At 42.9% G+C, this 23,153-nt stretch carries 21 protein-coding genes; 9 read left to right on the top strand and 12 right to left on the bottom strand.

The window, feature by feature from the left end:
- Positions 1-47: 47 nt before the first annotated feature.
- On the bottom strand, positions 48-3,932 hold the full coding sequence (purL, locus tag DS891_RS10310) for a phosphoribosylformylglycinamidine synthase (protein WP_174169740.1): 3,885 nt from the start codon (positions 3,930-3,932) through the stop codon (positions 48-50).
- Positions 3,933-4,133: 201 nt separating this feature from the next.
- Here purL and mltF point away from each other — a divergent pair, with 201 nt between their 5' ends.
- Positions 4,134-5,564 (top strand): membrane-bound lytic murein transglycosylase MltF, encoded by a 1,431-nt coding sequence (gene mltF, locus DS891_RS10305; protein WP_069022778.1) that lies wholly within the window; start codon positions 4,134-4,136, stop codon positions 5,562-5,564.
- Positions 5,565-5,693: 129 nt separating this feature from the next.
- Positions 5,694-5,876, top strand: a complete 183-nt coding sequence (locus DS891_RS10300; protein ID WP_174169739.1) for a hypothetical protein — start codon at positions 5,694-5,696, stop codon at positions 5,874-5,876.
- Here the strand turns inward: DS891_RS10300 and tadA are convergent.
- Positions 5,873-6,373: a tRNA adenosine(34) deaminase TadA gene (gene tadA / locus DS891_RS10295; RefSeq protein WP_099030450.1), complete on the bottom strand. Its 501-nt coding sequence runs from the start codon at positions 6,371-6,373 to the stop codon at positions 5,873-5,875. The genes DS891_RS10300 and tadA overlap by 4 nt on opposite strands.
- 259 nt (positions 6,374-6,632) lie before the next feature.
- On the opposite strand from tadA, the gene DS891_RS10290 reads away from it, so the two are divergent.
- Positions 6,633-7,937, top strand: coding sequence for an inosine/guanosine kinase (locus tag DS891_RS10290; RefSeq protein ID WP_174169738.1), 1,305 nt, complete (start codon positions 6,633-6,635; stop codon positions 7,935-7,937).
- A gap of 83 nt (positions 7,938-8,020) precedes the next feature.
- Here the strand turns inward: DS891_RS10290 and glsB are convergent, their stop codons facing one another.
- The 7 genes from glsB to rplU all read right to left on the bottom strand — a co-directional run bounded on the left by glsB (position 8,021) and on the right by rplU (position 12,827).
- Positions 8,021-8,938 carry a glutaminase B gene (gene glsB, locus DS891_RS10285; protein ID WP_174169737.1) on the bottom strand — a complete coding sequence of 306 codons (918 nt, stop codon included), beginning with the start codon at positions 8,936-8,938 and terminating at the stop codon, positions 8,021-8,023.
- Between the two features lie 86 nt (positions 8,939-9,024).
- Positions 9,025-9,381, bottom strand: a complete 357-nt coding sequence (raiA, locus tag DS891_RS10280; protein ID WP_010374586.1) for a ribosome-associated translation inhibitor RaiA — start codon at positions 9,379-9,381, stop codon at positions 9,025-9,027.
- A 208-nt stretch (positions 9,382-9,589) separates the two neighbouring features.
- Positions 9,590-9,961, bottom strand: a complete 372-nt coding sequence (locus DS891_RS10275) for a DUF3718 domain-containing protein (protein WP_010607605.1) — start codon at positions 9,959-9,961, stop codon at positions 9,590-9,592.
- Between the two features lie 79 nt (positions 9,962-10,040).
- Positions 10,041-10,532, bottom strand: coding sequence for a type 3 dihydrofolate reductase (folA, locus tag DS891_RS10270; protein WP_029215928.1), 492 nt, complete (start codon positions 10,530-10,532; stop codon positions 10,041-10,043).
- A gap of 379 nt (positions 10,533-10,911) precedes the next feature.
- Positions 10,912-12,069, bottom strand: a complete 1,158-nt coding sequence (gene cgtA, locus DS891_RS10265; RefSeq protein WP_010374580.1) for an Obg family GTPase CgtA — start codon at positions 12,067-12,069, stop codon at positions 10,912-10,914.
- 169 nt (positions 12,070-12,238) lie between these two features.
- Positions 12,239-12,496: a 50S ribosomal protein L27 gene (rpmA, locus tag DS891_RS10260; RefSeq protein ID WP_088529763.1), complete on the bottom strand. Its 258-nt coding sequence runs from the start codon at positions 12,494-12,496 to the stop codon at positions 12,239-12,241.
- A gap of 19 nt (positions 12,497-12,515) precedes the next feature.
- A complete protein-coding gene (rplU, locus tag DS891_RS10255) occupies positions 12,516-12,827 on the bottom strand; it encodes a 50S ribosomal protein L21 (RefSeq protein ID WP_010374575.1) in 312 nt (103 codons plus the stop codon).
- Between the two features lie 417 nt (positions 12,828-13,244).
- On the opposite strand from rplU, the gene ispB reads away from it, so the two are divergent.
- Positions 13,245-14,216: an octaprenyl diphosphate synthase gene (ispB, locus tag DS891_RS10250; protein ID WP_174169736.1), complete on the top strand. Its 972-nt coding sequence runs from the start codon at positions 13,245-13,247 to the stop codon at positions 14,214-14,216.
- Positions 14,217-14,265: 49 nt separating this feature from the next.
- Here ispB and DS891_RS10245 read toward each other — a convergent pair whose 3' ends face one another.
- Positions 14,266-14,538, bottom strand: coding sequence for an oxidative damage protection protein (locus DS891_RS10245; protein WP_010379401.1), 273 nt, complete (start codon positions 14,536-14,538; stop codon positions 14,266-14,268).
- Positions 14,539-14,603: 65 nt separating this feature from the next.
- Entirely contained in the window at positions 14,604-15,665 is a 1,062-nt protein-coding gene (gene mutY, locus DS891_RS10240; protein WP_174169735.1) for an A/G-specific adenine glycosylase, read from the bottom strand.
- Positions 15,666-15,808: 143 nt separating this feature from the next.
- Between mutY and trmB the strand changes: the two genes are divergently transcribed.
- The 5 genes from trmB (at position 15,809) to arcA (ending at position 20,775) form a co-directional block, all read left to right on the top strand.
- Complete coding sequence (trmB, locus tag DS891_RS10235; protein ID WP_174169734.1) at positions 15,809-16,534, top strand: tRNA (guanosine(46)-N7)-methyltransferase TrmB; 726 nt, start codon at positions 15,809-15,811, stop codon at positions 16,532-16,534.
- A gap of 80 nt (positions 16,535-16,614) precedes the next feature.
- The gene (locus DS891_RS10230; RefSeq protein WP_174169733.1) at positions 16,615-17,643 is read left to right on the top strand and encodes a methyltransferase; all 1,029 of its coding nucleotides are present in this window, start codon (positions 16,615-16,617) and stop codon (positions 17,641-17,643) included.
- A 164-nt stretch (positions 17,644-17,807) separates the two neighbouring features.
- Positions 17,808-19,430, top strand: coding sequence for a sensor histidine kinase (locus tag DS891_RS10225; protein WP_174169732.1), 1,623 nt, complete (start codon positions 17,808-17,810; stop codon positions 19,428-19,430).
- Complete coding sequence (locus DS891_RS10220) at positions 19,427-19,948, top strand: YfiR family protein (protein ID WP_010607597.1); 522 nt, start codon at positions 19,427-19,429, stop codon at positions 19,946-19,948. Before DS891_RS10225 ends, DS891_RS10220 begins: the two co-directional genes overlap by 4 nt.
- Before the next feature lie 107 nt (positions 19,949-20,055).
- Positions 20,056-20,775 (top strand): two-component system response regulator ArcA, encoded by a 720-nt coding sequence (gene arcA, locus DS891_RS10215; protein WP_010379411.1) that lies wholly within the window; start codon positions 20,056-20,058, stop codon positions 20,773-20,775.
- A 6-nt stretch (positions 20,776-20,781) separates the two neighbouring features.
- On the opposite strand, the gene arcB is transcribed toward arcA, so the two are convergent.
- Positions 20,782-23,103 (bottom strand): aerobic respiration two-component sensor histidine kinase ArcB, encoded by a 2,322-nt coding sequence (gene arcB, locus DS891_RS10210; RefSeq protein ID WP_010607596.1) that lies wholly within the window; start codon positions 23,101-23,103, stop codon positions 20,782-20,784.
- Positions 23,104-23,153 lie beyond the last annotated feature (50 nt).

Genomic DNA, 23,153 nt, shown 5'->3' with positions numbered 1-23,153 from the left:
CGAGCCATGAATAAAAAAGGTCACCGAAGTGACCTTTTTCAAATATGTTAGCCTACTAGCTTACGCGCATTGCGGAACATACGCATCCAAGGGCTATCTTCTTGCCACTCATCTGGGTGCCAAGAGTTTGCAACTGCTCTGAATACACGCTCAGGGTGCGGCATCATCACAGTTGCACGACCGTCTGTTGACGTCATGCCTGTAATACCAGCAGGTGAGCCATTCGGGTTAGCTGGATACTGAGTGGTTGGATCACCGTAGTTATCAACAAACTTCACAGCAACTGAACCTGAATTCAGTGCCGTTTGTACCGCCGCTTCGCTTGCAAACTCAGCATGACCTTCACCATGTGATACCGCGATTGGCATGCGAGAGCCAGCCATACCATCAAAGAAGATTGACGGGCTTTGCTGTACTTCAACTAAGCTGAAACGCGCTTCAAAACGCTCTGACTTGTTGGTGACAAAACGTGGCCAGTTTTCCGTGCCTGGGATCAGCTCTTTTAATGTAGAAAGCATCTGACAACCATTACAAACACCTAAGCTGAAAGTATCTTGGCGTTGGAAGAAGCCTTGGAATTGCTCACGTGCTGAGTCATGGAATAGGATTGATTTCGCCCAGCCTTCACCAGCACCTAATACGTCACCGTATGAGAAGCCACCACATGCCACTAGGCCTTTGAATTGCTCTAGTGTTAAGCGACCTTCAAGGATATCGCTCATGTGTACGTCGATTGCCGCAAAACCAGCACGATTAAATGCAGCCGCCATTTCGATATGTGAGTTAACGCCTTGTTCACGCAAGATGGCAACTTGAGGCTTTACCCCTTTTGCAATGTAAGGCGCTGCGATATCTTCGTTTAGATCAAAGCTTAGTTTAACGTTAAGGCCCGGATCTTTGTCATCGAACTTAGCGTCAAACTCTTGCTTCGCGCAATCAGGGTTATCACGTAGCGCTTGCATCTGGTAAGTTGTCTCAGCCCAGGTAGTGCGAAGCTCTGTGCGAGTATTTTCAAGTACTGCCTGACCGCCACGAGTAAAGATAATTTTATCTTCGCTATTTAGCGTACCGATGCGATGTGCAATATCAGCAATACCGTGTTCGGCAAATACCGCTTCAACCGCTGCAATGTCATCATTGCGAACTTGCAATACTGCGCCAAGTTCTTCATTGAATAGCACTTCTAAGTCTGTACCTTGCAGCGCATCTAATTCAATGCTCACACCTGTATGGCCTGCAAACGCCATTTCCGCGGCAGTGGTGAATAGACCACCGTCAGAGCGGTCGTGGTAAGCGATAAGCTTGCCAGACTCAACTAATGTTTGTACCGCATTGTAGAAGCCTTTTAACAGCTCAGGGCTGTCAACGTCAGGTGTCTTGTCGCCAAGTTGCTTGTACACTTGCGCTAAGCTTGACGCGCCAAGACGGTTTTGACCAGCACCTAAGTCAAGTAGGAATAGGCTGGTTTCCCCCTTATCAGTACGAAGCTCAGGCGTGACTGTTTTGCGAATATCCTCAACACGACCAAATGCAGTGATGATAAGCGATAATGGCGCAGTCACTGACTTTTCTTCGCCATTTTCATCCCACTTTGTCTTCATCGACATTGAGTCTTTACCAACTGGGATTGTAAGGCCTAATGCCGGACATAATTCTTCACCAACCGCTTTAACCGCTTCGTACAGACCCGCATCTTCGCCTGGGTGACCCGCAGCCGCCATCCAGTTTGCAGAAAGCTTAATGTTGTTTAGGCTACCGATATTAGCACCAGCGATATTGGTTAACGCTTCTGCTACTGCTAGACGCGCTGATGCTCCATAGTTAAGTAGTGCCGCAGGGGTGCGCTCACCCATCGACATCGCTTCACCGTGGTAAGTATCGTAAGTTGCCGCAGTTACCGCGCAGTTAGCGACTGGTACTTGCCAAGGGCCAACCATTTGGTCACGTGCAACCAGACCCGTTACGGTTCTGTCACCAATCGTGATAAGGAATGTTTTCTCAGCAATCGTAGGTAGGCGAAGTAAACGCTTAGCTGCATCTTCAAGTTCAATACCAGCTGTATCTAATGCTGTACCCACTACACGCTTTGACTCAACGTCACGATGCATTTTAGGTGGCTTGCCAAGTAATACGTCTAGTGGCAGGTCCACAGGATTATTATCAAAGTGGCTATCAGCTACTGTTAGATGACGCTCTTCCGTCGCTTCACCGATTACCGCATATTGTGCGCGCTCACGCTTACAAATTGCTTCAAAGCGAGCAAAGTCTTCCGCTGCAACAGCCAATACATAGCGCTCTTGCGACTCGTTACACCAGATTTCGTGTGGTGCCATACCTGGTTCATCGTTCGGGATGTTACGCAGCTGGAATTTACCACCACGGCCGCCGTCGTCGACAAGCTCAGGAAATGCATTTGATAAACCACCCGCGCCCACATCATGAATAAACGCGATTGGGTTATCATCACCAAGCTGCCAACATTTATCGATCACTTCCTGACAACGACGTTCCATCTCAGGGTTTTCACGCTGAACAGAAGCAAAGTCTAAATCTTCGTTTGATTGGCCAGATGCCATTGATGAAGCAGCCCCACCGCCAAGACCGATGTTCATTGCAGGACCACCAAGTGCGATTAGCTTAGCACCTACAGGGATTGAGCCTTTTTGCACGTGATCTTCACGGATGTTACCTAAACCACCAGCGATCATGATTGGCTTGTGGTAACCACGTACTTCAGCGCCATTATGGCTTTCTACTTTTTCTTCGTAAGTACGGAAGTAACCCAATAGGTTTGGACGACCAAATTCGTTGTTAAATGCAGCGCCACCAAGTGGGCCATCAAGCATGATGTCTAATGCATTAACAATGCGTCCTGGTTTACCAAAGTTAGTTTCCCAAGGTTGCTCAAAACCCGGAATACGAAGGTTAGAAACCGTGAAGCCAACAAGACCTGCTTTTGGCTTAGAACCACGACCGGTTGCACCTTCATCGCGGATCTCACCACCTGAACCTGTTGATGCGCCAGAGAATGGGGCAATCGCCGTTGGGTGATTGTGTGTTTCCACTTTCATCAGAATGTGGATATCTTCCTCGTGGTAAGCGTATTCGCCGTCAGTATTTGGGAAGAAACGACCCGCTTTAGAGCCAGTCATTACTGCCGCGTTATCCTTATAAGCCGACAATACATTGTCGCTATTGGTTTCGTAGGTGTTCTTAATCATTTTAAACAGCGACTTAGGCTGCTCTACACCATCGATAGTCCAATCAGCGTTGAAAATTTTGTGACGACAGTGCTCAGAGTTTGCTTGAGCGAACATGAACAGTTCGATGTCATTAGGGTTACGACCTAGCTTTTCAAAGCTTTCGACTAAGTAGTCAATTTCGTCATCAGCTAGTGCAAAGCCCTGCTCAACGTTCGCAACCGCAAGTGCTTCACGGCCGCCGCCAAGAATATCCACTGAAGACATCGGGCGAGGCGTTTCCGTGCGGAATAATTTAGCAGCATCATCAAGCTCTGCATGAACAGATTCGGTCATGCGGTCATGAAGTAACTGTGCAACTTCTTCGAACTGAGCTTGTGTAAGTTCACCCTCAACATAATAAGCAATACCACGCTCAACACGGTGTACTTGCGTAAGACCACAGTTGTTTGCAATATCTGTCGCTTTAGAAGCCCAAGGAGAGATAGTTCCGATCCTTGGTGTTACCAAGATCAGTTTGCCCTCTGGCGTGTGCTCCGTAATAGTCGGTCCATACTTTAACAGGCTGTTTAGCTTAGTTAACTCAGCCTCTGAAAGCTCAGCCGTTAAATCAGCAAAATGCATAAACTCGGCATAAACATTGATAACTGGTAATTGAGCTGCAGCGCAGGTTTTAAGGATCTTTTGGACTTTGAAATCTGAAAGTGCAGGTGCACCACGTAGGATTAACATAGGTATTTTCATCCGGGGTTAAGGATTGAACGATATCTTTGGGCGCTCATTATAGTGGAAATAGCGCGCGGAATTAACACTAATTTGTCAAAACTAGAAAATATCATGCAAATCTATCATTACCTTAAGTTAATTCGGCTTTTGCAATTATGATTTTGCTGCGGTAAGTTGGGATTTCGAGCGCAAAAGAGAACCTAGGTCATGTTTAAATACATCTTTATGTGCTTTGTTGTCATCTGTTTAGTTGGGTGCGACAAAGCCCCTCTTAATCAGTTGCAACATGTAAAACAAAATAAGGTATTACGTGTTGGCACGCTCGCGGGCCCGGGAAACTACTACCAAGGCACCACTGGAGAACAAGGGTTCGAATATGAACTGGCGAGTGAATTTGCCAATGAGCTTGGTGTTGAATTACACATCGTTCCTTACTTTAATTTAGATGAGTTATTTGCAAGGCTAGATGCCGGGGACTTAGATATCGTTGCCTCCGCAGTAAGCTTTCACCCATCAAGAACAGCGCAATATCGTTTTGGCCCGACGTATAGAATGATCAGTCAAAAGCTCGTGTACAAACAAGGGAGAGAATGGCCAAGAGACTTTGATGATATTAAAGCGCCAATTACCGTACTAGCACACAGCAACCATGTTATTGCCCTCGAAGAAGCAAAAACAAGCCATCCTCATTTGAGTTGGGAAGTTGTCTCAGATAAAGGTGAAGAAGAGCTGCTTCAGGCCATCATTGACGGAGAGATTGACTACACCATCACAGACTCACATTCACTGGCCCTATTTAGACGCTACCACCCAACCGTCAGTATTGCGTTTTCAGTTACAAAAGATGAACATGTGGCGTGGATGATGCGTAACGAAAAAGACGATTCGTTATATGCGTTGCTGCCTGCATTTTTTGCCCGAGTACAACAAAACAACTTTTTGGCCACACTCGAAGAGAAGTATTTTGGTCATATCGAAGAGTTTAACTATGTAAACACCTTAGCTTTTGTCGAAGCTGTACATAGTACCTTACCCACCTATCTCAAGTGGTTTAAAAGTTATTCGAAACAGCACAATATCGATTGGCGTTTGCTGGCTGCAGTCAGCTATCAAGAATCGATGTGGGATCCCAGAGCTAAGTCTCCAACAGGGGTTCGTGGCATCATGATGCTAACACAACCCACGGCTAAAAAAGTTGGCGTGACAAACCGCCTCAATGCGCAGCAAAATATTGAAGGTGGCGCCAAATACCTACGTATTTTATTCGACCGTATGCCTGAAGAAATACAGCAGCCCGATAGTACTTGGCTTGCCCTTGCTTCTTACAATGTGGGCTGGGGACATGTGCGAGATGCACGTAACATTACTGCGGATCAAGGAGGCGATCCGAATAACTGGGCTGACGTTAAAAAACGACTACCACTACTTACTAAAAAGCGCTACTATCGAAATACAAGATATGGATATGCTCGTGGTGATGTTGCGGTAACGTATGTAGATAATATTCGCCGCTATTATGATGCACTTGTATGGTTGGAAGACAACGGTGCACTCCTACCTGACAGCAGTAAAGCCTCTTCGCAAACGACTCCGGTTGATAATCCAGACAAAGCAAGTGAAGTCGAGAAGCAGCAGTAATTTATATTTACTAAACTGGCTTGATAAATGCTTCAAAAGGTCATAAATCTGTCATAGGCATAGCGTATTTATACTAAATTAATATTTGGGGGCGGTACCCCCACCTAATCTCTCACATTCGGAGGTTCTATGTTGAGAAGACGTCGGAATCATCAATTTAAACGTAACACCAAATACACGTCGCCAAATCGCCGCCGTGTAATGATGAAAAATACACACCGTAAAATGCTCTTGCGCCATCGTATTTTTGCGCTAATTCAAATGGAAGAGCAAAGGGATGCGAAAACAGCCACTGCGGTAGTACAACCCTAAGTACTACCGTTTTTCAACTTTTTTGCTGCTTTAATCTCTTGGCGTCTGCGCTTGAAAAATGCAGACAGCTTCTCGCCACATGCCTCACCCAGTACGCCCGATGTAACTTCTAGTTGGTGGTTGAGCTTTTCATGCTGTAACAAGTTCATTATCGAACCGGCCGCGCCCGTTTTTGCGTCAGAGGCTCCAAACACCACTCGGCTCAAGCGGCTATGGACCAGTAAACCGGCACACATAGGGCATGGCTCAAGCGTCACATATAAAGTGCAATCAATCAGCCGATAATTTTCAACGACTTTGCCAGCTTCTCGAATAGCCATCATTTCAGCGTGAGCCGAAGGATCATGACAGGTAATTGAACGGTTCCAACCCGCAGCTATCATTTCACCATCTTTCACTACAACAGCACCGACAGGAATTTCGTTCTCCGCTTCAGCTTTGTCAGCAAATGCTAACGCCACTTTCATCCAATATTGATCATCTTTTACTTCTGACATGGTAATTTTATAGTCGTCCTCACCTAAAATGGAGTATATCACCTCCTGCAGAGCTCTGGTTAAGCTGCTATTCTTAAATAATCACAGTCACCAATACAGCTGCTTTTATAAGCAAACTCAGGATGTTACCAACATCTTTTTAATATTTTGCGGACATTATTGATAATTTTCGCAATTTTGCCGTGGCTCACAGGGTTGGATTTACGCTATAATTCGCCGCTTTTTTTATTTCGTAAGCTCAAAAACACACGGGTAGAATATGAAATTTCCGGGACGCCGTAGGCATAAACACTATTTTCCGGTGGAAGATAAAGATCCGCTTATTAACCAGTTACACGCTGATGATCGGCTAAAAAGGAGCTATATCTGTGGTATAGATCAAATCGTCGTTGATATTGAAGCGAAAGTGGATCAAGCTTTTCTTGATGAATTCCACTTACAGCGTGGTATGTCACAAGTGATAGACAATGATGTCACCAACGCCCTTTATGATAGGCTAAAACGTGATGACATGATCGACTATGAATTTGCCGGCGGTACCATAGGTAACACCATGCACAACTATTCGGTGCTAGCAGATGACCGCTCAGTCCTACTTGGGGTGATGAGTGAAAACATAAAAATTGGCAGCTACGCCTATAAATTTTTATGTAACACCTCAAGCCGAGTTGATCTAGACTACTTGCAGCCAGTTGATGGCCCCATTGGTCGTTGTTTTACACTTATTGATGACAGTGGTGAGCGAACTTTTGCTATCAGCGCAGGATTAATGAATCACCTACGTCCTGAGTCTATTTGCCAAACGCTTATCGAAGAATCATCGGCGTTAGTGATCAGCGCTTACTTAATGCGTACAAGTGGCGATGAAACCATGACACAAGCAACAATGCAGGCGGTTGAGTATGCCAATAATGCCGGCATACCCGTAGTATTGACGCTTGGTACTAAGTTCTTAATTGAACAAGACCCCAAATGGTGGGCTGACTTCGTTGCTAAACATGTTGATATCCTTGCGATGAACGAAGAAGAAGGAGAGGCGATCACAGGCTTTAGCGATCCACTTCTCGCTGCGGATAAAGCACTGGACTGGGTTGATCTGGTCATCTGTACTGCGGGCCCTAAAGGGTTGTTTATGGCGGGTTATGTTGATGACTGCTGTAAGCGTGTGACTGAATACCCATTACTTCCCGGTGCTATTCCTGAATTTAATCGCTACGAATTCTCACGCGCAATGAAAAAAGCCCAGTGTGAACAGCCTATCAGAGCATACAGCCATACCGCTCCTTATATGGGTGGACCAGACATCATCAAGAATACTAATGGTGCAGGTGACTGCGCTCTTGCCGCTGTTTTGCATGATATTTGTGCCAATGAATACCATAAACTAAATGTACCAAACTCAGCAAAACATGAGCAAAGTGCAATTACCTATTCATCGCTGGCACAGATAAGCAAGTATGCAAACCGTGCAAGCTACGAGGTACTCGTTCAACACTCTCCAAGGTTATCGCGAGGCCTACCTGAGCGTGAAGACTCACTAGAGCAATCATACTGGGAACAATAACGGTTCTTAGCTTGTTTAGGATTGGTAAAAATAGCGACTTCGGTCGCTATTTTTATATCATCTAGTTTGTATATAACTTGGCATCAAAAAATAGCAGTACCAAGTTCGTTGGATAGGTATTCTAATGCCGCGATCCCAGCCAAAGAGTTACCAACTTTATCAAGCCCTGGCGACCATACCGAAACCGTAAAACGATTGGGTACGATGGCGATTATCGCCCCCCCGACACCAGACTTGCCAGGCATCCCCACTCGATAACCGAAGTCACCAGCTGCATCGTAAAGACCACTCGTAAACAACAGCGAGTTCATTTGCTTGGTTTGTTTTTTGGTAAGTATCCGCTGTTTTGATAAGTTGCAGTAACCCTGACTAGACAGATAGGAAAATGACTTCGCCAACTCAGTGGTATTCATTTCAATTGCGCAAAAATTGAAATATGACCACAACACATCCTCGACTTCATTATTAAAATTGCCAAATGACTTCATCAAATAAGCCATCGCTGCATTTCTATACCTGTGATCATATTCAGACTGCGCCACAACCTTATTAATACACAGCTTGTCGTTACCAGACATCGCTCTATAGCTTTCTAGCATGGTATGAATTGGAGCAGATAAACGAGAGTACAGCGCATCACAAGTTACAATGGCACCTGCATTTATAAATGGATTTCTTGGAATGCCATTTTCGAACTCAAGCTGAGTTAAGGAGTTAAAAGCTGTACCCGAAGGCTCTTTCCCTACCCGACTCCAAAGCTCGTCACCATAGCGCTGCAGCGCTAACGTCAATGTCATTACTTTGGATACTGATTGAATCGTAAATCGGGCTTCAGTATCTCCGGCACTATAAGTTTCGCCATCTACCGTATGCAGTGAAACAGAAAATTGTTCTAATGGCTGCTCAGCTAAAGCTGGAATATAGTTAGCAACTTTGCCTTGGCGTAACAACGGTTGAACTCGCTGCACAGCCTGTTCTAAAATTTCTTGGTAATTTGGCATATGCTCGTAATTAAGGCTAGCTAGGATGATTGGGGAAGTGTATCAAAAAAGGCCCCGTAGGGCCTGATGTTTATCTGAAACTATGGTTATTTCAGTTCCATTTCTTGAATGATCTCGTGCGCAATAGGTGGCGTTGTACTCACCGGCTTCTGATGTTTATTGGCTTTTAACTGACCTTTTCGGTGCTTCAAAGCTGCATCCAACTTTTTAGACGCTTTGGCAATAGCAGGATACATCACTTCGTCTTCACCTTTTACCGATATTCGGCTACCAGCGTAGTTTGTACTTATCTCCGTGTAAAATTGTTTATGTTCTTTGCTGACGATGATGTCTAGGGATAACAACGACGGAAAATGGTTAGCGATCTTGGCAAACTTTTCATGAACGTGGTTTTTAACAGCATCGGTTACATCTACGTGATGGCCAGATAAATTAATCTTCATATGCAATCCTTCTTTTGCGTTTACCCTTAACAATAGTATTGGCACGATTACTCGATTTCTCAAGAGCCTTAGCAAAAATTTATTACAAAAATTGGAAGGAAGCTGATTCTAATCAAAAAAACATTTCTAGAAAAATTACGCGATAATAAATCCAGGCATAAAAAAAGCCCTAGTAAGGGCTCTTTTCATATTGCGTTAAACTTTACAATTAAAGGCCTGCACGCTCTTTGATGACAGCAATCAATGCTGAACCACCGTGGTTTGACTCAGCCCATGCTAAATCTTTACCGTCTTCTAACGCGCTTTTTGGAATACTTTTAATAATGTATTCCCCAGCATCGTTTGCGTTACTAGCAATTGCATGTCTTAGTAAGTTATTACCGTTGCACTGAATTGCATCGTAAACATTACGCATTTTAAGGCGTGATGTTTTCAAAGCGTTACGAATGCGATTTTTATCGTCCGCAGCGATATATTCACATATAGAAAGCGCCAACTGATCGTTTGCACTTACCGGTTTGCTGAAAGAAAAAGCAGCAACAGCGATGGAAGCTGACAGTAGCACGGTAGTTAATTTCATTACACAGACCCTTTAATACTTTATTCGTAGCATATAACTGGCTATATTTTAGCAACCTAAACAATTGTTAGCAAGAAACTCATAGTTTTTTGTTCAGAGTTACGAATTTATAACTATGGTTATTTCTCTCGTCAGGTTCGTTACACTCAGTTTCAAGCACTTCCCATTCAGCAACCTGCTCGTAGTCAGGAAATTGAGTATCCCCTTCAACCTCTAAATCGATGAAGGTCAAATAGAGTCGCTGAGCATAAGGTAGAAATATGTCATATATATGACCACCACCAATTATCATAATTTCGTCACACCCTTCAACAGTACTCAATGCGGCTTCAGGCGAAGCGACGACCTCTATACCTTCCTGAGTGTAGTCAAGATTTCTGGATATCACTATGTTTCTACGACCCGGCAGAGGCCTACCAATAGACTCAAATGTTTTTCGACCCATGATCACAGGTTTACCTAGCGTAACCTTTTTGAAATGTTGAAGATCTGCAGGTAAGTGCCACGGCATATCGTTATCTTTTCCGATAATACGGTTATTTGCCATCGCAGCTATCATTGAAATTACCACAACGCACCTTTATAGTATTTTAGTATTAGTTTATACATACAATTAGCATGCAAGATGTTTGATTAACCTGAACTCGGGATAAGAAGTAAGTTAATCCACTAAAATCACTAAGCTCAAAAGCGTAGTATCACTCTAGCCAGAAGTTATTTCTTAATACAAGGCAAATTTGTGCATCAATAGCTGGCCTATTGCAAACAAATTTAACGCAGTAGTAAGGGATAACAGCTGCTAGAGAACAAGTTGTTATCCCGAGTTCAGGTTGATTAGTATATCATCTTCAATACAATTGCGGCGAGAATACTGAGTTGAAGTAATATACCGTTCAAATAGGCATAAAAAAGGCCCATTTAATGGGCCTCTAGAATAAATTCAATGTAACTTAACGCTCGTAAATAACTTCAACATCATAGTCGTCGTCATCCCAATCATCCCAGTCATCATCGTCGCTCTTATCATTTTTAGTTGCATGTCTGTGGTATGTGTCCCACTTAAATTCAACTTCTTCTTGCTGCTCTTCTTCGAATTTATCTTTTGGCATGCTTTCAAGAAGGTTCATGATATCAAAGCATAAAGGTTGCGTATTTAACTTGTTTGCAGCAGAGATCATATAAAAGTTTTCTGCGTCTAGCTCTTCAGCAATACGAGCGCATACTTCTTCTCTTTCTTCTTCAAGCAATAAATCCACTTTATTTAGCACTAACCAACGAGGCTTTTCCGCTAATTTAGGGCTGTACTGATGCAGTTCGTTAATAATAGCGAAGCCATTCTCGACAGGATCACTACCGTCAACCGGCATCACATCAATAATGTGCAATAACACTCGACAGCGCTCTAAGTGCTTTAAGAAACGAATGCCAAGGCCAGCGCCGTCCGCTGCACCTTCAATTAGGCCTGGGATATCAGCAATTACAAATGACTTGCTCGCTTCTGGTCTTACAACACCTAGATTAGGCACTAGCGTGGTAAATGGATAGTCAGCGACTTTTGGTTTGGCAGCAGATACACTGCGGATAAACGTAGATTTACCTGCATTGGGCAGACCTAATAAGCCAACGTCCGCAAGCAGCATTAATTCTAAGCGAAGGTTACGAACTTCACCTTGAGTACCCAGCGTTTTCTGTCTTGGTGCGCGATTAGTACTTGACTTAAAACGCGTATTACCAAGACCATGATACCCACCTTTCGCTACGATCAGCTTTTGTCCATTTTTGGTCAAATCACCCAAACACTCTTCAGTATCGACATCTGTAACTCTTGTACCAACTGGTACCTTAAGTACTAAGTCCTGACCTTTTTTACCTGTACAATTACGGCCTTGGCCATTGGTACCACGTTCAGCCCTGTGAAAGCGTTCAAACTGATAGTCGATAAGCGTATTTAAATTTTCATCAGCCTGCAGGAATACACTACCGCCATCGCCACCATCACCACCGTCTGGGCCACCATCTGGCACAAACTTTTCGCGGCGGAATGAAACGACACCACTGCCCCCATCTCCGGCTTCCGCTCTAATCTCTACTTCATCGACAAACTTCATGGTTTAAACTCTTTAACTCTGTCTGAATTCACTACACCATTATAGCAGCAGCGACAAATCGCTCCTAATACCAATTGTATTAATACGCCTTGGTATAGCTAATTTGGTAATTGATGTGCTGAAAACAAAAAACCCCGCCTAAGCGGGGTTTTTTAGTATTTAATACCGATTACTCAGCAACGATGCTAACGTATTTACGGTTTAAAGGACCTTTCTGCTCAAAAACAACTTTACCGTCTGCTTTTGCGAAGATTGTGTGGTCTTTACCGATACCTGCGTTAGAACCAGCGTGGAAACGTGTACCACGTTGACGAACGATGATGCTACCCGCTAAAACTGATTCGCCACCAAAACGTTTAACACCTAAGCGTTTACTTTCTGAATCGCGACCGTTACGAGTACTACCAGCTGCCTTCTTATGTGCCATCTCTCTGTACCTCTAAAAATTAAGCGCTAATGCCAGTGATTTTAACTTCAGTGAACCACTGACGGTGGCCCATCTGCTTACGAGAATGCTTACGACGTCTAAATTTAACAATCTTAATCTTCTCGCCACGACCGTGAGATACAACTTCAGCTGTAATTTTACCACCGTTAACAAACGGTGCACCGATCTCGATCTTTTCACCATCAGCAATTAGAAGTACTGAATCAAATTCAACTGCTGCACCAGTTTCAACGTTTAGCTTTTCTAAACGAATTGTTTGACCTTCAGTCACACGGTGCTGTTTACCACCACTTTGGAAAACCGCGTACATAATTAACTCCGTCTGTGCGCCCTCAAATCGACGCAACTTAATATTCTTCAATAGGGCGCGAAGTTTACGCTAATGCGTATCTTGGCGCAAGAGCAAATTTGAAGAAAGTGAATAAAATTTAGCTCGTATGAGGGCAATCAAATATTTTCCCCTATTCTAGTCAAAAAAATGTCAAAGCCAAGCTCTTTTTTCTCTCAATTCATTAGACAAAAGGCGACTCTATAGTTTACCTAATACAGTACCAAATGAGATTTCACCGTACCTATTTCACCCCTTGCGAAACCATTGAAAGCACAAAAAGTAAGCATAAAAACGTTTTTTTATAAGCAACTACGACAATTTATCGAGTCGATGATTTTTTTGTAGTACAATCGCCGAGTTTATTCATTTTCGGTTAATAGATTGGCTCGGAGCGCAATGGATATAAAAACTATCCAAAATTTGGTTGAGCAAGATATGCTTGACGTCAACCAACTTATACATCAACAAATGCAATCTGATGTTGCACTTGTAAAACAGCTAGGTTTATACATTGTAAATAGCGGAGGAAAACGCATCCGCCCAATGTTGGCCCTTTTGGCTGCACGAGCATTAGGTTACGAAGGTGATAAACACATCACACTAGCGACAATTGTAGAGTTTATTCACACAGCAACCTTACTCCACGATGACGTGGTTGATGAGTCATTGCTGCGCCGTGGAGAACCGACTGCAAATGCTGAATTTGGAAATGCGGCAAGCGTATTAGTCGGTGACTTTATCTACACTCGCTCATTCCAGTTGATGGTTGGTCTTGGTAATATGGAAGTCATGCAGATTTTGGCCGATGCGACTAATATCATCGCAGAAGGCGAGGTGTTACAGTTAATGAACTGTAATGACCCTGATACAACTGAAAAGAGTTATATGCAGGTTATCTACAGCAAAACGGCAAAGCTATTTGAAGCTGCAACTTTACTACCCGCTGTAGTGCTAGAGCAATCCGACGAAATTAAAACTGCGCTTAAGCTTTACGGTATGCATTTAGGCACTGCCTTCCAACTTGTAGACGATATTCTTGATTACAGTGCTAACGCAGAATTACTTGGCAAGAATATTGGCGATGATCTCGCCGAGGGTAAACCTACGCTTCCGCTTATTTATGCAATGCAGTATGCAAATGCTCAGCAATCATCTCAGATCAGAACAGCGATAGAAAGTGGTAATGGACTTGATTATCTTGAAGATATTTTAGCAACACTAGCCGAGACCAAAGCACTTGACTTCACGATGGCTAAAGCCCAAGAAGAAGCCCAAAAAGCGATTGCACAATTGAGCGTTTTACCTGACTCAGTGCACAAAGAAGCGCTTATAGGACTTGCTAAACTTTCTGTGGATAGAGAGTATTAATCGTCTCCTAACCAGTTTATGAGCTATAAAAAGGTCGTTGATGCGACCTTTATTTTTCTGGTGGCCTGTAGCCTTCAATTTCGACTTCTTTATCTTCAAACAAAAAGCCGACCATCTGCTCTTCAAGCATTTGCCTGTGCTCAGGATCCATCATATTAAGATGCTTTTCGTTGATTAGCATAGTTTGCTTATGCTGCCATTGCTGCCAAGCTTCTTTGGAGATGTTATTAAATATACGTTCACCAACTTCTCCTGGATACAGTTGAAAATCCAGTCCAGGCGCTTCCTTTTGTAACTTTTGACAAAATACCGTACGTGCCATGAGTATCTACCTCTTCAATTTTAATCGTGCACTCAATGAGAGTCAGCACCAGTGATAGCGTCAGTTTACCCTATTGCGGTTAATACTTTAACCAACTTTTTAGTCGGCGCAGCAAGCCCAACCTCTGGTGGATTATGAGTATCGAACCACAGCAACTGCTGATCATGCACACAATCCGGTATGCTTTTTACTTCTACAACCACGGGGGTAATAGTTAACTCAAAATGCGTAAAAATATGCACAAAGGGTTCAAGTGTATTTGTACATTCAAGTTTAAGTTCTTGCTGCTTAATAAACGCGTCTAACTCATTTCGCTCTGCGAACTCAAAAAAGCCGAATAACCCACCCCATATTCCACTGGAAGGGCGCTTCTCCATCAGCACTTTATCATCACATTTAATTATTAAGTGGTGAGTACGCTTTTTTGGTTTCTCTTTTTTGGGTTTAGGGTTCGGAAACTCTTTAACCCGATTATTTTTGAACGCTGAACATTCCTCAACAAGTGGGCAAACATCACAGTTTGGCTTACTTCTGGTACATACGCCTGAACCTAAATCCATCATAGCCTGATTAAACGCTCTTACATCACCGCTTGGCGTGACGGCATCACTCAAAGACCATAACTGATTTTCGACCTTTTTTACTCCGTACCAGCCCTCAACCATATAAAACCTAGCTAAGACCCGCTTAACATTACCATCGAGTATTGGATGATGCTGACCAAGCGCAAGAGAGAGTATCGCACCTGCGGTAGAGCGACCAATGCCCGGTAAGTCCATCACCGCTTCTAATGTTTGTGGGAATTTACCCTTATAACTATCTCTGATCACCTTTGCAGCTTTATGAAGATTTCTTGCTCTGGCGTAATAACCAAGCCCAGTCCAATGGTGTAACACTTCATCTTCCGGTGCATCGGCCAACGCAATTACCGTTGGGAAGCGCGCCATAAAGCGCTCAAAATAAGGAATAACTGTGGTTACTTGAGTCTGCTGTAACATCACCTCTGAAACCCATACTTTATACGGCGTTTTTCCGAGTTGCCACGGCAGTGTTTTTCTACCATGAAGGTGATACCAAGACACAACTTGCTCACCAAACCACTTAGCTTGTTGCTGGCTAACTTTCATAAACTTGACTAGTACTTGTTACAAAGCCGCCAGTGTAATCACAATCGCTTTAATAGTCACCACGTAAAGTTTCACTCTATACTTGTTTATTGCCAACTGAATGACGATAATATGCGACCATTTTCACGAGCATAGAAATGACCATGAACGAATCAAGCAAAAGTGCGCTCGAACAGGCGCAGGAAGAAGGCAAGTACATCAGAAAAGTGCGTAGCTTTGTTAAGCGTGAAGGACGTCTTACTAAAGGCCAAGCAGCATCGCTAGAAAAATGCTGGCCAACAATGGGACTGGAACACCAACAAGGTTTGCTAGACTTTACTGAAGTATTTGGTAACAGCAATGATGTCGTTCTTGAGATTGGATTTGGTATGGGTAAGTCTCTCGTTGAGATGGCAAGAAATAACCCACAACAAAACTTTATTGGCATAGAAGTACACCGTCCAGGTGTAGGTGCCTGCTTGATGGATGCAGATGAACAAGGCATCACTAACTTACGTGTTTTTGAACATGATGCTGTTGAAATCTTAGCAGATTGTATCGCTGATGGCAGCCTTGCTAAATTACAGTTATTCTTCCCTGATCCGTGGCATAAAAAGCGTCACCACAAACGTCGCATTGTACAACTTGAGTTTGCTGAAAAAATACGCCAAAAGCTTAAAGTCGGTGGTGTGTTCCATATGGCAACTGACTGGGAAAACTATGCCGAGCATATGCTTGAAGTGATGAGTGCAGCACCTGGTTATAAAAACCAGTCGCAAAGCAATGACTATGTTCCTCGTCCAGACTTTAGACCGCTGACTAAGTTTGAGCAACGAGGCCATCGTTTAGGACATGGCGTTTGGGATTTAATGTTCAAGCGTATTAGCTAAACAACCCCGCTTTATAATGGAGCGGCTCAACAGGCTGCTTCATCGCCCATCTATTTGAGTACATTCACTAGGAGTTAGCGTTGCAGTTTACCAACCCGAGTTTATTACTACTTCGTAATGAAGAAGAGCTTATTGCCAACAATATTCTGGTTATTAACCATCAGCGCGATGGCTTCCTACGTGAATTAAAAGCGCTCAATCCAAGTTCGGCAATTCATGCGTTTAGTTTCGATTTTGCAGACCACCTTCACGCCGATAAAATCGCCGATGTTAAGAGTTATGTAGACCATCAACTACCGCAATTGCAAGATATTGATTTAGTTATTTATTATTACCCTAAATCAAAACCTGAAGCGCAAATGGTATTTGATAACATCCGCCACTTGAGCACGGCTGAAACTAGGTTACTCGTTGTTGGCGAAAACAAAAGTGGGGTTAAAAGTGCAGAAAAGCAACTTAAAGAGCACGCTGCACACTGTTATAAATTAGAAAGCGCAAAACACTGTATTTTATATGAGTTTGATCAGCTTACTACTAACCCAAATTTTGACGTAAGCCATTACATACAGACATTTTCAGTGCGTATCGCCAAGACCGAGTTCACCGCCGCGAGTTTGCCCGGTGTATTTAATCATGGGAAGCTCGACGCTGGGACTCAGCTATTACTGGAAAATGTCATCCTTCCCTATAAAGGCAAAGTGTTAGATTTTGGCTGTGGTGCCGGGCTTATCGCCTGCTACGCCTTATTGAACAGCCCAACACTTAAATTCACCTGTTTAGATGTCAATGCACTTGCGCTATATGCTACGCAGCAAACCTTGGCTTTGAACAACCTCGGTGCAACTTTGCTGCTTAGCGATGGTTTAAGTGAGCTAAACGGTAAATTCAACCTTATATTGAGCAACCCACCATTTCATACGGGCCTTTCAACAGACTATGATATCGCTGAACAATTTCTACATAACATCAAGCGTCATATGGATACCAAGTCTAATATTCAGTTGGTTGCAAATAGCTTCCTAAAATATCCTCCTATTTTAGAAGCTCAATTTGAACAGTTTGAAGTTGTCACTAAAAACACTAAATTTGCCATCTATAAAGCGCAGTAGTTTACTAGCTCTAAGGTTTACTTGCATATATCAAGTAAACCTTCACTCAAACCGACCTTTTATCTTTTCATTTTCAAAGATTTGCTCTACTTTATTATAATGAGTTACTGAATCTCAAAAGCTCTGTAGCCGCAGCCAAGGCTGATCATACAGCTGGAATAAGAATGAGTAAGCAATTAACAAAAACAAGCATTAGAAAAGTATTGATCAGCGCAGTGATGCTTGTAACTGCGCTGTGTCTCTCTTTATCCATTTCTATTTCCACTTACCTTGATGTAAAAGAACAAAAGCAATTAATCATCAATAAGATAGAGATGATAGCTGACATCGTTGCTTTTAATTCTCAGATCACTATTTTGTTCGATGATCGAAAGACTGAAGATGCACGCCTCAAATCTTTTCAGCAAGTAGACATAATTAAAAACATCCATATATATGCTATGGATGACGTAACCAACACCCCTGTATTTTTTACCAGTTACAACGCTAGTCGAACACCACCGGTACCGCTAAAAGTTAATCAAATAGAGGAGTTGAAGACCCCTAAGGTCTCAGAAGATTACATTGAACTAATCAAACCTGTTGTTTATGAAGGCAATATTGAAGGTTATGTGTATGTTCGCGGGGGTCTTGAGCGACTTTCTAACTATATTAATAAAAAAATACTGGTAGATATTGCACTCACCTTATTCGTCCTGCTCCTTGTATTGCTAGTTTCAAGAGGGATCCAAAAGCGTATAGCGACGCCAATTGAAGAACTCTCAACGCTATTGCAAGACGTTTCGAAGAACCATAATTACAGTGCAAGAGCTCCTGGCAGCAATATCGCAGAACTAAACGTGCTGGCGAATAATTTAAATATCATGTTAGCTCGCACCGAAAATCAACTAGAGCGTCATAAAGCTGACAAGCAAGAAATAAAACAACTCAATCAGAGCTTGGAGGAAAAAGTTAATCAACGCACAATTGCGCTAAGAGAGGCTAACCAAGAACTGCTGAACGCTTTAGAGCGTATGCATCAATATCAAAACCAAATCATCGAGAACGAAAAAATGGCTTCGCTGGGGCAGATGGTGGCTGGCGTTGCGCACGAGGTAAATACCCCTATCGGCTTGGGTATTACAGGATCTACGCTATTAAGAGATAAATTATCCGATATTCGCGAAGCGTTTCAAACGAAGTCTTTAACCTCCAAACAGTTAGAGCGCTTTGTTAACGATGGAATTGAAAACCTTGATCTCATCTACCGCAACCTAAACCGAGCGGCTGAGTTGGTTTCTAGCTTTAAGCGCCTTGCCGTAAGCCAGGATCTAGAAGTGAACTCACGAATAGATTTGTCAAACCTGCTTAATGAAGTCGTAGCATCTATGCGAGCTGAACTCTCCACGAAACAGCCTGAAGTGACCATTGACTGTGACACTGGACTTGCCATCGAGAGTAAAGCAGGACCATTACAACAAGTGCTAGAGCAGCTTATATCTAATTCCTTACTCCATGGCTTTAAAGACCAACAAAACAACAGCATTTCAATTACAGTAAAGTCATCAATGGGGCAACTCGCGATTGAATATGCAGACAACGGGATGGGTGTTCCCAAAGCAATTAAAAAGCGTATCTTCGATCCGTTTGTAACCACTCGTAGAGGTGAGGGTGGAAGCGGTCTAGGTATGCATTTAGTTTATAACTTAGTAACTCAAGCACTTGGGGGAACAATCACCTTAGATGAAGAATTTAGCCAAGGTGCCAAATTTATTATAACGCTCCCTCTTTCAGGTGATCTAAAATGAGGTTGATTAATCTGACTATTTTGCTTTTATTTGTTTCCTTATATTCAGCTGCAAAATCCCCAGATCAGGTTCGCTCAGCTTTTCTCTATCAGATGGCAAAATTCGTCGAGTTTCCCGACGAAAACACAAAGTCCAGTTTCCAATTCTGTTTTTATTCTCTCGAATCAGGACCCGCTTCTGAACTAAAAAGTGCAACAAAGCTGAACGTGCGAGGAAAACCGATTAAACTCGTAGAAGCAAAAAAAACGTGGAGCTATAAGGAACTTTCCAGCGCTTGCGATATCACATACATTGATGAAACTAACGAAAATGATATACTGTCCGCTTGGACCGATACAATAGAGTCAAACATGTTGACCGTGGGCGAAAGTATTGAGTTTTTAGAAAGAGGCGGGATTGCTTCTTTGGTCCAAGAAGGGAGCAAAATTCGACTGTATATAAATAAGCAAGCCCTAGAAAAACAGTACTTCATCGTGCGCTCAAGGCTGCTTGCCGTATCCAAGTTTCATCCCAACTGATTTTACTTGTTAACAATTGGATAAGCTCCTATAATCGTAAATATTCGGATTTATTATATAAGTCCGGACACATTGTAAATTATATATTCCGAAAAGGTTAATTAATAATGCAAACGCCAGTCATTCTAATTGTAGAGGATGAAGACGTAACTCGACTGAACCTCGTTAGTTTATTTGAAGCGGAAGGTTACAAAGTAATCGAAGCCATTGATGGCGATGACATGCATGACAAGTTGACATCAAATGATGATGTAAACCTTGTAATCATGGATATCAACCTTCCTGGTAAAAATGGTTTAATTTTGGCGCGTGAATTACGCCAGAAGAAAAACATCGGCCTTATTTTCCTAACAGGTCGTGACAATGATGTTGACCGCATTCTTGGTCTTGAGATTGGTGCTGATGATTACATCACAAAACCATTTAACCCGCGTGAACTAACGATTCGTGCTCGCAACCTGATCTCTCGTACTGGCACGTCTGCAGAAGAGTCAACAATTGATAGCAACGGCGTTATTACTTTTAATGGTTGGGAGCTAGATGAAAACAGTCGCTGTTTAACATCCCCAACAGGTGATTCAAAGCGCCTACCAAAAGGTGAATATCGAGCACTCCGTCTAATGCTAGATTCTCCAGGCCGTATTTTTAGCCGTGAACAGCTTATCAAGCACATGACAGGTCGTGAACTTCGCGCAAATGACCGCACTGTTGACGTTACTATTCGTCGAATTCGTAAGCATTTCGAAACTGATAACAACACGCCTGAATTAATCAGTACAATTCACGGTGAAGGTTACCGTTTCATTGGTAAACTCGACGCTCAATAATCGTTTTTACTGATCTTCAGCGAGTTTTGCAATTAATGGATGAAGGGCTTCTTGCCCTTCTTCTATTTTAACCTCTAACTCAGATACCCAATCCAATAGTGTCGCTTCCTCTTTACCCTCTGACTCTAATTCCATTTTCTTTGCTTGTAATTGGGCAAGTTGCAACCCTACAGAGCCAGCAGCACCTTTAACTTTATGTGCAACCGCACCGTATTCCTCAATATCATTTTGTGCAACAGCCTCTCTGAGTTCTTGACAGTACTTAGGATTGAGCTTGGTAAATAGGTCACAGCTTCTTTGGAATGCAGCAGCCCCCATAGACTCAACAAAATCGCAAATGGTCTCTATATCTAAATCTGAGTATTCGGGCTGTGACAATGCTTCTCGAATATCAATGCTTTGTTTGTTTTTCTGTGCCTCAATTCCAAATAATTCTGCGAGCATTTTGTCGAGTTTAGTGGTATTTATTGGTTTGGCCAAAGCCCCCTGAACACTGATCCCCTCTAACTCCTGCTCAGCGCTTCTAACATTCGCGGTTAAGGCTACAATCGGTAAGTGATCGAAGTGACTGTCTTCTCTTATTTGACGCGCGACTACGTCACCATTTATATCTGGTAACTGCATATCCAATAGAATTAGGTCTAGCTCATCCTCAGTCTCAACAAATGAGAGTGCATCCTCGCCAGTTTCAGCCCAAATAACTTCATGTCCACGCTGCTCTAATAAGTTTGTCGCAATCTCCGCGTTTAACGGCACATCCTCAACAAGTAAAATGTACAAACTTCTACCAGCATAGCTCTGTTCTTTCGGTGCATTACATAGCTGTAATGGGATCTCAACATCAAAACGACTCCCCTTACCTTCTTGGCTAGTAACCGCTATCGTTCCTTTCATAGCCTGAACGAGAGCTTTAGTAACAGCAAGGCCAATTCCTGAACCAATTGCATTGCTACCAGATGCATCCGGAGCCTTGTAATACATTTCAAAGATCCGCTCAAGCTGATCTCCAGATATTCCCATACCAGTATCTATAACACTAATTGTCAGCCATGGCCCATCATCTCGATTCTCGCGGCGACATTCCAGCGTCACATTACCCTTGTGGGTAAACTTCACCGCATTATTAATTAGATTCCAGAGTACCTGACGCAAACGTGTCGGATCGAGTAATGCGTAAACGTCCAATATTCCAGAGCGATTGATAGTAAACTCTAGGCCCTTTTGATCAGCAATTAGGCCTGCAAAGTTGACCACATCATTTATAAAATCAGAGACATTGATACTGTCCGTTGCAATATCTAGCTGCTCCCTATCAATTTTATCTAGATCAATGATGTCGTTAAAAATATTGCCAAGCGTCTCCGCACTTGAAAACACAGTATTACACCAGCTTTTTTGTTGCGCCGTCAGATCAGTGTCTAACATCATGCGCGTCAGACCAACAATACCATTAAGCGGGGTTCTTAATTCATGACTTAGCGTAGCAATAAACTTTCCTTTATCCTTATACGCAGTTTCTAACGCCTGCTCAGCTTCTTTACGACTTGTAATATCACGGCCAAAGGCCAGCAAGCCTATATATTCGCCGTTATCGTTGATAAATGGCAGCTTACGCATTTCAAACCAACGAGACTCGCCTTCAACAGGATACTCAACGTCAAGTGTTAATGGTTGCTGTGTTTCTGATACCTGGCTATCTGTTTCTAGTACTTTTGGAAGGTATTGCTTTGAATATATCTGTTCGACTGACTTACCAATTAGTTCTTCACTGCTTTTGCCCATCACTAATTCGAACATCTTGTTACAACCTGCGAATACACCGTTTTCATCGCGGTAATAGAACAGATCAGGAGATGAATCAACAATACTCCGCAGCAACATACCTTGCTGCGCAAGTTCTTGTTGGGTCTTTTTACGTTCTGCAATTTCTTTTCTTAATTCATCTATCGCGCGGTGTTTAGCATGCAGAGCAATTTTACGCTCGTCAATCTCACTATTTAAACGATTAATATTGTCCTTTAGCGTTTGGTTCAGCATCTTTTCTTGTTGTGTTGCCGACTCCAAATAAGCCTTGGATGAATGTACCTCCCGCATTGCTGCGACGGACATCATGATGAGAGCGGGCGCAATAACAGCAGTTAAGAAAAAGAGTGCCGATATATCGACAATTTCAACTACACCTAATGCAACATAGTAAAACATGCAAGATAGAATAACTGCAACGAAGAGCGTAAAAGCATAAGCGATGGCAAACGCCCGCTTGTTGCCGTATTTTTCTACCAAGTTTGATAAAATTCGAGCCCATGAGCCAAACGAATTTTCTGTCATATTATTACTTCACCATTGTTAAACACTTGTCAGGCAAGTTTATATTCTAC

Source organism: Pseudoalteromonas sp. JC28, from assembly GCF_013319255.1.
Lineage (GTDB): Bacteria > Pseudomonadota > Gammaproteobacteria > Enterobacterales > Alteromonadaceae > Pseudoalteromonas.
The sequence above is the reverse complement of the archived record's forward strand: the minus strand, read 5'-3'. Positions and strand labels throughout refer to the sequence as shown.